We start from the raw sequence: 13952 nt of genomic DNA on the forward strand, positions 1-13952 counted from the left end.
TAAAATTATTCCCAATCGCAAAATTCGACGCCTTTTTTATTATGCGCCAAGATTTGCCGCTGGGTGCCAATCGTCAGAGCATCACGCACCGAGGGGCGAAGAGGCTCTGCCCAAAGGCACTCACCGCTGATCACGGTCGCGCAGCCACTTGCGAAGCTGATCAGAAACAGCATCATCAGACAAAAGATCCACCTCATCTTCAATCTCCTTTGTGTTTTGACGCACTGATACCCGCGCTTTTAAATCGCGGATCTTCTGGTTTGATTTCTGTTTGGCAGCGCCCCATAAAAACGAGCCAAGCATGGCCAAAACAAAGGCACCCGCCAGCGCAAGCCATGTTTTCAGCCGCGCGATCATCGGTCCCCCAGCCGCCATTTGCGCAGCCGCTCACGGAAAATACAAACCCCCGCCAGCATCACCAGAACGCCTGCACAAATCAGCGTAACCTGCGCTGCGGGGTGCATTGCCGCCACGCCCGCCGTGGCTGTGGCTGACGCCCCTGCCAGCGCTGTAACCGTGCTGGCTTGAAGGGTGGTGCTTTCGCTTGGATTTGAACGCGGCGCGATTGCCCGGCGCACCCCCAGCAGCTTAGAGGCGGGATAGGCTTTGACATTCACCTGGTCGTTTTGATTGCCGCCCAGCAGATTGAGTTTCTGCGCCCCTTGGCCCTTGAAAAACCCGACATGGCCCTGCCAGCTGGCTTTGCCCGACAGGATCACCACATCGCCCTCTTTGGCCTCGCTAAGAGGTATTTTTTGACCCCAGTCCAAATAAGAGCGCGCCAACAGCGAGCCGGTGCCCTTTGTTCCCGCTCGCAACAAGACCGAGCCAACAAAAGCCGCGCACCACGGCACCGCATCTTGCTTGATGTCAGAATGGCCAGCCTCGGCAAACATTGCCAAAACCAAAGGATTGTTTTCGGACCCCGCCCATTCCCATATCCCGACCTGTTTTTGCGCATGCTGCATTATGGTTTTGTTTAAATTTGCCATCGGCTCTCTCTCGTGACACACCCCGCAAGAGAGCGAAGGATCGGTTAGAATTGCTGCATCTACGTAAAGACTACGCGCGCTTGATTAACAGCCATGTGCCGAGGGCTGACATATGCCATGATGGCTCAAAACCTGCCACACAAACACCGCGCCTGTTACTTATCTTTTGGGTTAAAGACATGTTTTCGAATGATTCATAAGCTGGTGGCAACGCAACCTTAAAAACCATGCACACCGCGCGCCAAACCGTGGAGCCGCGAGCCATCGGTTATTTCGGGTCTGTGCATACCGAACTTGGGATGCCGGCAAATATAAGCGCAAGGCCTCTTCCTCTTTACGCTCTAGCTTCGCAAGTTAGCCCAATTTGATCGTCCCTGAGGGTGCGACATTAAAAAATCAGATCGGCGCCCAGCTTAACAATAAACGACCATAGCCCATAGCCCATAGCCCATAGCCCATAGCCAACTATAAAGCCCGATGACGCTACCCCAACAAGCTTATGATCTTCTAAAGTGGCTCCATCATCACCCTAGATGTCGTGCCATGCCCGAAGGTGTAATGGCCCTAGGTAGCATAAGGTTACATTTCAAAGCGTGCGCCTTGCACGTGCCGCGCTGTGTTTAAAGATATTCTTTGCAATATTAAAAAACCTGGGGGGGGAAGCACTGGCCCTAAAGCGGCTCTTCGCTGCGCTTTGCACAAATATTTTCGTTGAGCTTACCCCCGATGGGATACAACATGCCGCCGCTTTTTAGGGTAAGGTTTTATGAGCTTTCGAAAATATTAAAAAATTATTTATTTTTGAGGTCCGTAAATATATTATCAAACTGAACTAAAAACATCATGCAGCGACGGCATTTGGCAAATATGAAAAGAGCTCAATCCAAAAAGGTAAAACCAATGCGAAAATTTACGGCCATCATTCTTCTTTGTGTTTTATCTGCCTGCCAGTTTAATGTAACGCCAACCTTTTACGTCAGGGACATCCAAGATGTCATCGCGTCTCGAGATCCAATCAATTTACCCATATTTATGCAAGTCCCCGCCTCAAGCATCGATGATTGTCACTCTGAAATCGGTCAGGTGCTGGGCATATTAGAAACCTATGGCATGATCGGAAAGCTACAATCATGCAACAGCGATGAAAGCGCGCTGTTTGCCACTGCCAATATTGAGCTTGAAGCGTCCGTCATGCGAGTAGACGATCAAAATCAGGATAATATGACCGGGGCTTTGGCACTTGGCATAGAAGATCGAGGCGATGGTTATTATGGGTTATATCTGGCTCGCAACCCAAATTTAGAAGCGGCAATGAGCTCTATTGAATCCGCCTTAGTTTTCGCCAGTCTTGACGCAACAAATGTTGGCTTCATCGTTACCATAAACAATGACATGAGAGAGGCGCTTTTAATCACTACATATGATAGCTTTGTGAATGGTGCGCCATATGATGAGGAAGAGTTCACATTGCAGCCACGATCAGTTTTAAAAATTAGAGCATCAGATGTGAGCACAAATTTATTTTTCAATCGGGGTTGGTACGAAATTGGCGTTATCGCGTTTTCCAGCTAAAGCTGCTGATAAAAAAACCTCCTGGAAACCTTAAACGATGATGTGTTTGCGCACCTGCAACAGATGTGTGCCGGCGATAAATAGACCCTCCAAACTTTGGTTAAAAACATTGGAGCTTTAAGTATCGGTTTTTCGATGTGTCTTTGGGTTTTTTTAATCGGATTATGTTCATTTTATCAGTGGCTTATTAACGCCAATAGAGCTGATCGAACAAATAATGATCTAAAATCGTACTTTCAGCGTAAACTCTGATATAGCCAGTCGCTAGAATTAAGAACATCGTAGCCAACAGCCTCATTGAAACTGCAAGTTATGGAGCTGACTTATGAATGAAATACGGGACCGACATTTTATAGATGAACTCGTTCAATATGGACGAGAGTATCTGCTGACCGATGTAGACGATCTGGTTTGGGAGTGGTTGAAACAATCCCATTTCGTTGACAGTAAAAATCAGGCAACAGACAGAGGCAAATCCTTGTTGCTTATGCTCAGCTAGGCTTCAAAACATATCTCATTCATTTTGATCCAATCTGTAGCACGAACCGTATCGTTACAAGGATTATGCGTAAATACGCACCTGGCGATCATGGTTAATCGCTTATTCAAGGCGCGGGCGAGCCACCCGAGACGTTGGGAAATGATGTGAAAAAATGTATCTGCGGACGTTCACCGACAGCCACCTGCATTGGGTGGCATAAGCTGACCCATGCAGAGTGGCAGGTGAAAAAACTTATCTTAGAAGCTGAGACACATGCTGAAAAAGTCGCAGAGGAATATTCTAAACTCATGGAACAGAAAAACTGGCTCCGTTGAAGCAATGACGCGTGTTTACAATAAACGCTTTTAATTTCGGATCAGCTAGAAATGTCTACCAACAAAAAACAGAACTAAACTTCCACATCTGTGATCATTAGTTTACGTTTTGTAAAAACCTTAGAAGCAAAAACCGTTAAGCCAAATTGCCCCTTGCGCAGAACTTACACACCGTCGAACGCTGTTTTTGCCCCCAAAGGCCCCTTCGTCAACACAAAGGCGTTAGGCTTCAGCACCCAAGCACACACAGGTGCGAGCGCACGTTTTATCCCGCGCCAATGATGCGAAACATTCCAGAAAGTTAAAAACAAAATGAAGGGACCAATGGGAGCATCGGCAATAGCAATATGTTCGACTTTCAGGATGAAGCACGCTTTTTTGAGATGCTTGCGCGTTGGTAAAAAATTAGTGACGGCGATGGATGTTTGCGCGACGGCAGGTGCGAAGGCATCAGGATTGTCAAGATCAGCCCACATTTTGTTGAACCATTGCCAGCTAATCGGATAGGGCGTGCGGCAAACAGCTGTTACTTGGCGTGACGCCTTGTCTAAAGCGATCGCTTCAAAGCTGATCACTTTAGACCATGCAATAGCAAGGGAAGGCGCGGTGACAGCTAAACCGCTAGAGGTGTTTTTGAACCGGTCATAAACACATTGAATTTGAGCGTAAAAGAGAACGCTGGATGAGCTGACATTAAAAACATACGAGGCTGCGCAGAGCGCTACGTCAAAATACAACCGCGTGGTAAAGCCTGCCATTCAAAAACTGATCGAACCGCCTTCACCGCGTTTTTTGGGGTTTTTCTTTTCCAAGCAAGAAGCTTCGACAATAAAGCGTTAAAAAAAGTCAACCGTATTGCCGCGCCAGACGCGCTAATCCGGGTTAAAGGTGGCGACCCACGCGCCAATCGCATCAAACCAAAAATTTTTCTGAAGATAAATAAAACTGACCATAATAGTTACATTATACAAGCTCGTTCTGCCGAAGTTCCAAAAGGTAAAAACGTTACTTAGATACGCCATCCCTTTTTTTGAGCGCTCCTTTCCAGTTTTAAATCAGGACTGCTAACGCGCTGGAATGAACGTGCTGGGCGCCAAATGAAAAATTCATGCCTTCAATAATTGATACACTATTGATTTACCCGCGTTTGAATGTTAGCCAAGGCGCAAAGAAGATGACGGAGCGAACACTCACCTGTCCAAATTGCAGCATATAAAAAAATTGAACACCGTGTTCGGCATGTTGATTTTGATGGTGAAAAATAGATGCTTGGTTGCAAATTGAAATTTTGGCTAGAAAATGAACGACAACATTATCTTAACATCCAAGCGCAACAATAACTGCGGAGCGCTAAACGCAGCTTATGCAGCACAACGCACGCGTTCTATCTCGGCAAAAGCCGAGTCACGACATAAAAGCGAAGCCTCACAAAGCGCGCCTCGGTCGAATGTGGACGGGAAAATAATGTAATGCATGCGCTGTTAACCCTTCTCAAACCATTGCAAATTTTCAATGATATCTGCGGCTGGTTTGGGCGTTGGATCTCAGTCATCGCCTTGGCGCTTATGGTCCTTATAATTTTACTGCAGGTTTTCTGCCGCTATGCGCTGAACAATGCCCTGCCCTGGCCCGATGAAGCGGCACGGTTTCTTATGCTATGGCTCACTGGCTTGATGGCGCCAATTGCGCTGCGTCAGGGTGGATTTGTTGCGATTGAAACGCTGACGCAATTTTTGCCCCGCCGGGGCGTTACCTTATTAACGCTGTTTCTGTTTACAGTGTCTCTTATGGTGCTTTGCGTTGCCGTAAAATTGGGGTGGAAACACGTTAATTCTGGATGGCTGTTTGCCAGCGCCTCTTTAAAGCTGCCGCTGCAGCTGATCGGTTTGAAAGCCGTTAAACTCAAATTGGCGTGGATGTATTTATCACTTTTTGTGGGTGCCGTTTTAATGATTTTTGCTACGGTCGAGTTAATTATCCGCCAAATTATCACCCTCGGGGGAGAGCATCGCCATTTACGAGATATTCCTATTCTTGACAGCGAAAGTGCGCAATAATGCTGATGTGGTTCCTACCCCTGTTTCTGGTGTTTTTGGTGATTGGTCTACCGGTGTTTTTCGGGCTTTTGGCGGCGCCCGGGCTTTTGTTATGGCTCAACGGTCAAGAACGTGACATCGCCCTCTTATATCGCAACGTTTACAATGGAATGGACAGCTTTCCGCTGATGGCCATTCCATTTTTTATGCTGGCGGGCGAATTGATGAACCGGGGTGGAATCACAAGCCGTTTGGTGGAATTCGCTCAGGCAATTATGGGGCATCTGCGCGGTGGCCTTGCGCATGTGAATATTTTATCTTCAATGCTGTTTGCCGGCCTGTCCGGATCAGCCGTCGCGGACACTTCTGCGCTTGGCTCTATGCTGATCCCCGCGATGGAAAAACAAGGCTATACAAGGCGTTTTGCGGCCGCAATTACCGCCGCAAGTTCGGTTATTGGGCCCATTATCCCCCCCTCTGGCATCATGATTATCTACGCCTATGTAATGGGCGAGAGCGTCGCCGCATTGTTCTTAGCGGGTATTGTGCCGGGGGTTATGGTCGGTGCAGGGCTGATGCTTATGGTAAAGGTCATGGCCGACCGCTATGATTTTCCAGTTGCCAGCGCTAAATACAGTTGGCGCGCCCGCGGCCAAGCCAGCCTAAAAGCATTTTTTCCTTTGATGACGCCGGTGATCATCCTTGGCGGTATTCTCGGCGGGATATTTACCCCGACAGAAGCCGCGGCTGTTGCGGTAGGGTATGCAACTTTTATCGGCTTATTCGTTTTAAAATCACTGAAACTGCAGGATTTACCTCAAGTTCTTACAAAAGCGGCGATGACTTCTTCGGTTGTATTATTGCTGGTTGGCGCGGCAATGGCGTTTAAAACGGTCGTTAGCCTGAGCCATGCTCCAGAAACCCTTGCAGCGTTTATATTGTCGCTTTCGGAAAACCCGCTGATTTTACTTTTTCTGATCAATATCTTGCTGTTCATTGTTGGAATGTTCTTAGACGCTGGGCCGGCAATCATTATTTTAGGGCCAATCTTGGGGCCAATTTTCATCAGTATGGGCGTTGACCCAGTTCATTTTGCAATCATAATGAGCGTAAATTTAACGGTTGGGCTGGCAACGCCACCGATGGGCTTGGTGCTGTTTGTGGCCTCCTCTGTATCAGGAGAGAGAGTCGATAGTATCGCCCGCGCAATCATTCCATTTCTTTTGGTTGAAATATTTGTGATCTTCTTAATCACCTATATTCCAGCCATTTCCATGACGATCCCACGTCTTACGGGGTTCGTAAACTAACCTTAACTGCAATATCTCTAGGGAGGAAAACATGCTAAAAGGTACTATCAAGTCGCTGACGCTTGCAGCGATGCTAACCACAGGGGCGGTGGCTGCCAATGCCGCAGATTACACAATCCGAGCCACAGCCAACTCGAATGAGAACGATGAAGACTATGATGGTCTTGTTGTGTTCAAAAACTATGTTGAAAGCGCTTCAAACGGCGCGATCGAAGTTGAATTATTCATCGGCACGCAGCTATGTTCAAAAGGCGCGGAATGCTTGCAAGGTGTGGCCGATGGTTCAATCGATGTGTATATTTCGACATCAGGCGGCGCGGCCGGTATCTTCCCATATGTGCAAGTTCTGGACCTGCCTTATTTGATGGCGGATGATCGCGTTGCTGAGCACGTTCTTTCCGGTGATTTTACTCGCACAGTGCGCAAAATGGCGCTTGAAAACTCTGGCGATAAAATCCGTTTGATGACAATCGGGAATACCGGCGGATGGCGCAACTTCGCGAATACAAAACGCCGCGTTCAAAACCCAGATGACATGGCCGGTTTGAAAATTCGTACCGTTGTTGCAGATCTTCCGCAAGAACTCGTAAAAGCGCTTGGCGCCTCTCCTACGCCGATCCCATGGCCTGAACTGTTCACATCGTTTCAAACCGGTGTGGTGGAAGGGTCTAAAAACGGCATCACCGATATCATGGGGATGAAATTCCCAGATGCAGGCCTGAAATATGTGACTTTGGACGGCCATGCCTATATGGGCGCTTTGTGGTGGATGTCAAATGACACATTCATGTCAATGCCAGCAGAAATGCGTACGATCGTTGCCGATGGTTTCTCACAATTGCAACAGGCCACCTTCGCTTCACCAAAGCGTAAATCAATTCAAGCCTATGCCGATTTTGTAGCTGGTGGCGGAGACCTTTACGTGCCGACACCTGAAGAAAAAGCAGCGTTCAAATCAGCTGCAGCGCCCGTTTATGATTGGTTCAAAGCCAATGTAGATGGAGGCGAAGAAGTGTTTAATGCACTGACGTCAGCGGTTGCCGCCGCAGAGGCCGATATTTCCGCTGGTCGCGCAGCGGATATTCAATAAAAACAATGGGTCTGCGCAGCATGTGTCGCTGCGCAGATCCCACTTTCGTATCTTTCTGTCAAAAATGTTGAAAACATTTGCAAAGCTGGTTTGCATCCGTTCTTATCTGAACGGATATAACCAGACCCGATAATCATCGATCAAAACATGCGCCTTCTCAATCTGCTCCTTCGTCATTTTTTTAACCACTTCCTCTTGGCTAATCATCGCATCCGGATCATTACCAATCGCAGAGAGCACATACCACATATAGGCACGGGTCAAATCAGGCGCGGGCATGCCAAGCCCCAGTTCATAATACCACGCGACACCAGATTGTGCGCCCGGATGGCCTTTCATTGCACTGCGCAAATACCAATCAAACGCGCGCTCAAAATCCTGCTCTACGCCCAAGCCCATCGCATACATTACGCCAATCAATTCTTCGGCCTCGGCATTGCCCGAACGGGCTGCAGGCCACAGCGCATGGCGCGCTTGTTCAAATTTCCCCGCCTCCATCAGATCTCTGGCAATTTCAAGCTCGGCCAAAGCGGGCCCAGCGCTGATCAACGCGGTTTGCAACGCCAAAACCTGCCCCATCCTCTTAAAAACCTGTTTAGTGCGATACATATTTCTATCCTTGCTACTGCGTTGAGCAGCTCTACCATGTGGGCGGAAACGCTGATCCTTAACGAGGCGCAGTTTCATCCATTAGACCTACAAAAAGCAAGCATTGGCCGGCTTTTATTTTATGATAAAATTCTCTCTGGCAATCGTAACATTAGTTGCAGCACATGCCATCACCCGGACCATGGCGGTGGTGATGGGCTTAGCCTTGGCATTGGCGAAGGCGGTGTGGGGATAGGCCCTAAGCGCAGCGCTGGCACGGGCGATGATAAAATCAAAAAGCGCATTCCACGCAATGCCACCGCGCTGTGGAATTTGGGGCATAAATCTATAAATATAGTCTTTCAAGACGGACGACTTGAAATCAGCGATATTTATGAAAATGGCTTTAACTCACCGGCTCAGGAATGGTTACCAGATGGGTTAAACACGGTTATTTCAGCGCAAGCAATTTTTCCGCTTGTGGCGCAATTTGAAATGGCTGGAAACCCCAAAGAGAATGAAATTGCCGGCGCTGTGCATGACAGAATCGATGCGGCTTGGCCGATTTTGGCAAAACGCGTGCGCGTAATCCCAGCCTATGGGGATATGTTCGTCAAAGCCTTTGATGATATCGACAGCCCAGAACAAATCACGATCGTGGAAATCGCCAAAGCCCTGGGAGATTTCATCAATCTTGAGTGGCAGAGTTTTGACAGCCCCTATGACGCATTCTTAACCTCGGGCAGGCCACTAGACCCGGCCAGCGAACGGGGCCGGCAATTGTTTTTTGGCAAGGCAGGCTGCGCAAATTGCCATAATGGCCCTTTACTGAGCGATCAGAAATTCTACGCGCTTGGTCTGCCCGCCTTTGGGCCCGGCCGCGCACGGCGCTGGGATCCAACCGCACGCGATGTTGGACGTATGGGTGAAAGCGATGACCTGCGCGATGCCTATCGCTTCAAAACTCCGCGCTTACGCAATGTTGCCCTAACGGCGCCTTATGGTCATAACGGCGCCTACCCAACCTTAGAAGGGATCCTGCGCCATCATTTAGACCCGCAAGGTATGCGTGCGGCTTGGACGCGCGATATGGCCGCCCTACCCTCCGTGCCTTGGTTGGAGGATATTGATTTTGTTATCCAATCAGATCGCTATGAAATGGCGCGACAAGCTGCAAAAATTGATATTAAGCCCCGCCCACTAACGGATAATCAAATCGCTGATATTGTGAAGTTTTTGCATAGCCTTACGGGGAAAACCGCCACTAAAAGCCGGTTGGGCAGCCCCGATTTTGTACCCAGCGGCCTGCCCGTTGATTAAACGGATTTCAGGCGAATGGCTGGCGAAAATCATCCCTTGGTTTTTAATGCTTATTAAGCCTGCAAAGCGACTGCGCCAGAAACTTGAACGTGCCGGTGATCTGAGGCTTTTGCGGCGCAGATGCGCACTGGGTGCATTTATCAAAACTGATACAAATCAGTATTTTGCTCAAGGCTCTGCTCGTCCGAGGTTGGATACATGTAAAAACATTCACCCAGCGCGCCTGCCCAGCTGATCTGATTTGGACCCTCCCCTTTCAGGATATATCGTTCTCTAAAAAATATTTTACATATCAGCCAAAGAGCTGCGCGCTGGATAAAAAACAGATCCTGCTCTTACACAGTCAACTTGCAACCCCCTCATTTTTACCTTGGAAGATCTATTACGTTTTTTAAAATTCTTGGTCTTGCGCGCAGCCCGACGGAAGATGGGGCCTGTTTACCATCCCCTTTAGCTTTAAAACTGGCAACATCACCCAACCCTTATTTTGACGGTGGCGAATACGCCAATTCAGCGAAAGAAACGAAGGGCCGTTTTTTATGGTCTTAAAAAAGCGCTAAATGGCGATGGCCAATGGTAAAAAGTTTTCAACGGGCAATCACCTGGTTGAAATGACTTTGCCAATACTTCAAATTTTAAGCGCAGGATTTGAAATCGATGTGATCACTCCCACTGGCGCCGCGTCGCGATCGAAATGTGGGCGATGCCTGATAAAGACCCGTATGTCACAGGGTTGCTCCATACGTTTGAGACGGCGTTTAAAACCTCAAAAAGCCTTGCCCATTTTGCAGACAAGCCATGATCCAAGAGGGTTTCTTTATTGCCCTATTCATTCCCGGCGGGCATGGCGCGATGCTCAGGCTAGCAGATAATCCAAATGTGAAAAAAATGTTTCATTGGTCGCATAATCGCACTTTGTTTACATTGACCATCTATCATGGGCCAGCCGCGCTTTTAGCCGCAGGTGCAGGCAATAGCTTTATCTAAAACAAAATACCAAATTGCGGTTTTATCCGGCGAAACTAACAAACAAACACCAATGGTTGGATATTTGCCCAGACCCATGCCGTGGTATTTTTCAGAGACGCTGAATGCTTTTGCGGTGTCACTGATCAAAACAAAGCCCGATGCAAGCTGTCACCTTGATCTAGGCTTCTCACAGGCGCCAGGCCGAAAGCGGCAAATAAATTCGGCAGATTGGCCGTAAACACCCTTTTTAACGCGCTTAGGCAGAAATAATCGCGATTGGCAAAAATGTTGAAGACCTGCCACTAAGCCATCTTATTTGTTAAGTTAAAAGCTCATTCCCCCCTAGCAAAGACGGCGGCGTGCCCACCACAACCGAAGGGCTTCTGCGTAATTTCGGCGCAATTGACCTCTGAGCCAAGCCTCACTAGGGTGCCGCAGATACGCTAGGGGATCGTCCATGAGCATAAGCAAAATAGGTGTCGTTCTTATGATTTGCCTCGGCCTCGTTGGCTTTATTGGCTATCATCAACAAGGCGCCCGCAGTTGGACAGAAACCAACGATATCACGGGCGAATATCGCGTCTGCCAAAAATCTTCCGACGCCGCTCAGATGATCTGCGATGCGTGGCATCCAAAACAGTTGATAGATCTGGATCCTTAAGTAAATTGACCTAAAAAAGTTAAACACGGCTCTACATAGCCTTGATTTAAATTTAAAAACGTTTGGACTTAAATTTATAAAGCGTGCCATGTTTGCGAGAAATCAATGTTATTTAAGATAGACCCTCTGCATTAACAGAACCTCAAAACGATGCAGAAACGTTTATTTCGCGCATGCTAGAGCGTGAATGTTTGGGAACTAAGAATCGTCAAAGTCTTGCGCCGCATGTTTCAGCATAGATGCGTAGTGGCGGCTTATCAAAAGGCCAAACGGTCAAAACAGTCCTGTAGGTCTTTAAAACCGAGACGTGGAAATTCTGTTTCATCTCAGCGGCCCACGCGCACCAGTTTGGCCGATCCGCATGCGGGCGTTCCAATTATTTCGCTAAACCCGCCTCTCATTACTATGCGCGCAGCTTATGCGATTAACAAAGAGCTATAAAGACTTTGCAAGTACCAGACATTTCGCCCCTTCCGCCGATAAAGCTGTATTTAAAGCTGATGTTTTAAAATCATGCCTTCATCATTGCAAAGGCTATAAAGGGTTCTATCACGCTGGCAACTGTGACGACGGCTTCAAATTTTATCGTCACAGCCCCGCTGTTCCCTGTGAACTTAAAAAGGAAACTTTTCTTTATTTCGCAACCTTTCAGTCCGATTGATAATACCCGACAACATCCCCAGCGGTGCTAACGCCCAACCCATTTAACAGCCTATTGACATAATTGAAGTAGCCAATAATTTGATTTGCCTCAAGAATTTCACCATCCTCTACCCCTGCAGATTTCAGCAAATCAACATCTTCTTTGGTGATCTGGCCAGGCGATAAAGTTAACTTCTCAGCATAATTCAACAACGCAAGTTCAGCGCCTTCAAAGACATCGCGCGGCGAATGGGCGCGCAAGGCGGCCTCTACCTTTGCGGCTTTTTCATCATCCGCCATTAAATGGCGCGCATTCGCCCAATGGTTGGCATAAGAATAAGGGCAATTGTTTAAAGTCGAAACATAAGAGCTGATTACCTCCTGAAACCACATGGGAATGGTGTTTTGATCATCATGCAGGCAGGCCCGATACAGCGCCACATGTCCGTTCATTGTGCTGGGGCGCAGAGAATGCACTCGCATAACATTATCCACGGTGCCATGCGGGGTTCGCGCAAAATCCAGCGCTTTTTTCAAAGGCGCATCCGCCTCTTCATCCGAAATCATCCTTATCCAAGCAGACATATTTCTCTCCTTTGTACGCTGCGCTGACGAGGCGCTTATTTGCTGAAAATAGCGCAAACTATGCAGCGCAGTCCTTTGGCCCGTTAAGCCGTTTTGTCAATGTGGTTTTGTTCTTGGTCAATCATTCGCTGCAGCTTAAGCCGGAAAAGCTTGGCCCCCGCATCCAGCCCTAAATCGATATTCGGCGTAATCATATTATCCATGCCTTTTTGAACCTCTTCGAGGATAACTTTATCCTCGAGAAAGGCCATGCGCGCACCGGCATTCATTTTCTCGGAAATCTCGGCATTTTGCGGATCCGTGTTGCGATGTTGAAACCAGATATATTGCGTGTTTTTTTCATCAACCGGGGTCATGAAATTATAAGAAATATTGACATAGGTCTTCTCGACCGGGCTAGATTTTGGCCCCCCCGTTCCTGGCGGCGTGTAGATTGACATATTTAACGCTATGCCGGGAATAGACATTTCATAATGTTGTTTACGATCGCAATTTCCCCCAAAACGCAGAAGATCCTTATAGTAGGGCGATGGTGGCTGATCATAAATCCATCGCGAGACAATGATACCATCTTCTGTTTTCTCAAGATCAAGCGTTTGATCATCGGTGCCGCTGCCGCCAAAAGACGTGACATGCACCCAAGCCACATGGCTGGGATCGAGTAGATTATCCACAACCCATAAATAATTGCAGGCAATCGGCAAAACGCCGCCCTCGGTATATCCCCAATCGGGATTGTCAAAGTTTTTGATTTCAAAAATATCATCTGGATTGGCTTTGTTTGGATCGCCCATCCAAATCCAAAGCAACCGATATCGATCAACAACCGGATAAGATTTCACCGCGGCACGGCGGGGAATATTGGCTCGCTGGGTGGGCGCTTCAACGCAGGATCCGCTGCAATCAAAAGTCAGCCCGTGATACCCACAAATCACCCTATCTTCGCTTAACTGGCCATGCGAAAGCGGCAATTTGCGATGCGGACAGGCATCTTCCAAGGCCACAGGGCTGCCATCTGCGCGGCGGTAAAAAACGATATTTTCTGACAACAAAGTCTGCGCGCGCAGCTCTTGCTTATAGTCTTTACTCCAACCGGCAACGTACCAGCAATTCTGCAAAAACATGTATTAGCCCCTTCGATCTTTGTGCTCAATCCACACAACGCTTTTTTCGGCCAGCGCCGGCACCCCGTATCTGGCAAAGCGTAATATGCGCGCTGCGGTTAGTCCATTGGAAATAGACCGGTTACATCCCCGTTTTGCGACAGCCGGAACAACAGCGCCAAAAGCACTTATTAAGCGGTCCTTCCCCGAGTGATGGCACCGCCTGTGAAAACCATGTGAGCCGCAAAATTTTCCTTCAAATTTACGG

13 protein-coding genes are annotated in these 13952 nt (G+C 48.1%); 7 read left to right on the forward strand and 6 right to left on the reverse strand.

Annotation, left to right across the window (positions count from 1 at the left end):
* Positions 1-120 precede the first annotated feature (120 nt).
* Both UM181_16260 and UM181_16265 read right to left on the reverse strand, forming a co-directional pair.
* A complete protein-coding gene (locus UM181_16260) occupies positions 121-375 on the reverse strand; it encodes a hypothetical protein (protein WQC62843.1) in 255 nt (84 codons plus the stop codon).
* Positions 354-992 (reverse strand): TIGR02594 family protein, encoded by a 639-nt coding sequence (locus UM181_16265; protein WQC62844.1) that lies wholly within the window; start codon positions 990-992, stop codon positions 354-356. The genes UM181_16260 and UM181_16265 overlap by 22 nt, the downstream gene beginning before the upstream one ends.
* A 900-nt stretch (positions 993-1892) precedes the next feature.
* On the opposite strand from UM181_16265, the gene UM181_16270 reads away from it, so the two are divergent.
* Entirely contained in the window at positions 1893-2564 is a 672-nt protein-coding gene (locus UM181_16270; GenBank protein ID WQC62845.1) for a hypothetical protein, read from the forward strand.
* A 980-nt stretch (positions 2565-3544) separates the two neighbouring features.
* Here the strand turns inward: UM181_16270 and UM181_16275 are convergent.
* Complete coding sequence (locus tag UM181_16275) at positions 3545-4138, reverse strand: hypothetical protein (protein WQC62846.1); 594 nt, start codon at positions 4136-4138, stop codon at positions 3545-3547.
* 711 nt (positions 4139-4849) lie between these two features.
* On the opposite strand from UM181_16275, the gene UM181_16280 reads away from it, so the two are divergent.
* From UM181_16280 to dctP, 3 genes are read left to right on the forward strand one after another with little or no spacing between them, the layout of a single operon-like run.
* Entirely contained in the window at positions 4850-5437 is a 588-nt protein-coding gene (locus UM181_16280) for a TRAP transporter small permease (protein ID WQC62847.1), read from the forward strand.
* On the forward strand, positions 5437-6726 hold the full coding sequence (locus UM181_16285; protein WQC62848.1) for a TRAP transporter large permease: 1290 nt from the start codon (positions 5437-5439) through the stop codon (positions 6724-6726). The genes UM181_16280 and UM181_16285 overlap by 1 nt, the downstream gene beginning before the upstream one ends.
* Positions 6727-6757: 31 nt before the next feature.
* Complete coding sequence (gene dctP, locus UM181_16290) at positions 6758-7816, forward strand: TRAP transporter substrate-binding protein DctP (GenBank protein ID WQC62849.1); 1059 nt, start codon at positions 6758-6760, stop codon at positions 7814-7816.
* Between the two features lie 102 nt (positions 7817-7918).
* On the opposite strand, the gene UM181_16295 is transcribed toward dctP, so the two are convergent.
* Positions 7919-8395 (reverse strand): tetratricopeptide repeat protein, encoded by a 477-nt coding sequence (locus UM181_16295; protein WQC64786.1) that lies wholly within the window; start codon positions 8393-8395, stop codon positions 7919-7921.
* Positions 8396-8461: 66 nt separating this feature from the next.
* Between UM181_16295 and UM181_16300 the strand changes: the two genes are divergently transcribed.
* The 3 genes from UM181_16300 to UM181_16310 all read left to right on the forward strand — a co-directional run bounded on the left by UM181_16300 (position 8462) and on the right by UM181_16310 (position 11354).
* Complete coding sequence (locus UM181_16300) at positions 8462-9724, forward strand: cytochrome c peroxidase (protein ID WQC62850.1); 1263 nt, start codon at positions 8462-8464, stop codon at positions 9722-9724.
* Positions 9725-10522: 798 nt separating this feature from the next.
* Positions 10523-10711, forward strand: a complete 189-nt coding sequence (locus tag UM181_16305; GenBank protein WQC62851.1) for a hypothetical protein — start codon at positions 10523-10525, stop codon at positions 10709-10711.
* 439 nt (positions 10712-11150) lie between these two features.
* Complete coding sequence (locus UM181_16310) at positions 11151-11354, forward strand: hypothetical protein (protein ID WQC62852.1); 204 nt, start codon at positions 11151-11153, stop codon at positions 11352-11354.
* A gap of 648 nt (positions 11355-12002) precedes the next feature.
* On the opposite strand, the gene UM181_16315 is transcribed toward UM181_16310, so the two are convergent.
* Together UM181_16315 and UM181_16320 are read right to left on the reverse strand one after the other, a co-directional pair.
* Entirely contained in the window at positions 12003-12581 is a 579-nt protein-coding gene (locus UM181_16315; protein WQC62853.1) for a peroxidase-related enzyme, read from the reverse strand.
* 83 nt (positions 12582-12664) lie between these two features.
* Positions 12665-13705, reverse strand: a complete 1041-nt coding sequence (locus UM181_16320; GenBank protein WQC62854.1) for an aromatic ring-hydroxylating dioxygenase subunit alpha — start codon at positions 13703-13705, stop codon at positions 12665-12667.
* Positions 13706-13952 lie beyond the last annotated feature (247 nt).

It is taken from the genome of Alphaproteobacteria bacterium US3C007 (assembly GCA_034423775.1).
Classification (GTDB): Bacteria; Pseudomonadota; Alphaproteobacteria; order Rhodobacterales; family Rhodobacteraceae; genus Thalassovivens; species Thalassovivens spotae.

Coding starts and splice junctions, on each gene's coding strand:
- UM181_16310 (WQC62852.1), top strand. CDS start 11,151: ATGAGCATAAGCAAAATAGGTGTCGTTCTTATGATTTGCCTCGGCCTC.
- UM181_16280 (WQC62847.1), top strand. CDS start 4,850: ATGCATGCGCTGTTAACCCTTCTCAAACCATTGCAAATTTTCAATGAT.
- UM181_16285 (WQC62848.1), top strand. CDS start 5,437: ATGCTGATGTGGTTCCTACCCCTGTTTCTGGTGTTTTTGGTGATTGGT.
- UM181_16320 (WQC62854.1), bottom strand. CDS start 13,705: ATGTTTTTGCAGAATTGCTGGTACGTTGCCGGTTGGAGTAAAGACTAT.
- UM181_16295 (WQC64786.1), bottom strand. CDS start 8,395: ATGGGGCAGGTTTTGGCGTTGCAAACCGCGTTGATCAGCGCTGGGCCC.
- UM181_16260 (WQC62843.1), bottom strand. CDS start 375: ATGGCGGCTGGGGGACCGATGATCGCGCGGCTGAAAACATGGCTTGCG.
- UM181_16300 (WQC62850.1), top strand. CDS start 8,462: ATGTGGGCGGAAACGCTGATCCTTAACGAGGCGCAGTTTCATCCATTA.
- UM181_16270 (WQC62845.1), top strand. CDS start 1,893: ATGCGAAAATTTACGGCCATCATTCTTCTTTGTGTTTTATCTGCCTGC.
- UM181_16275 (WQC62846.1), bottom strand. CDS start 4,138: ATGGCAGGCTTTACCACGCGGTTGTATTTTGACGTAGCGCTCTGCGCA.
- UM181_16305 (WQC62851.1), top strand. CDS start 10,523: ATGATCCAAGAGGGTTTCTTTATTGCCCTATTCATTCCCGGCGGGCAT.
- UM181_16315 (WQC62853.1), bottom strand. CDS start 12,581: ATGTCTGCTTGGATAAGGATGATTTCGGATGAAGAGGCGGATGCGCCT.
- UM181_16265 (WQC62844.1), bottom strand. CDS start 992: ATGGCAAATTTAAACAAAACCATAATGCAGCATGCGCAAAAACAGGTC.
- dctP (WQC62849.1), top strand. CDS start 6,758: ATGCTAAAAGGTACTATCAAGTCGCTGACGCTTGCAGCGATGCTAACC.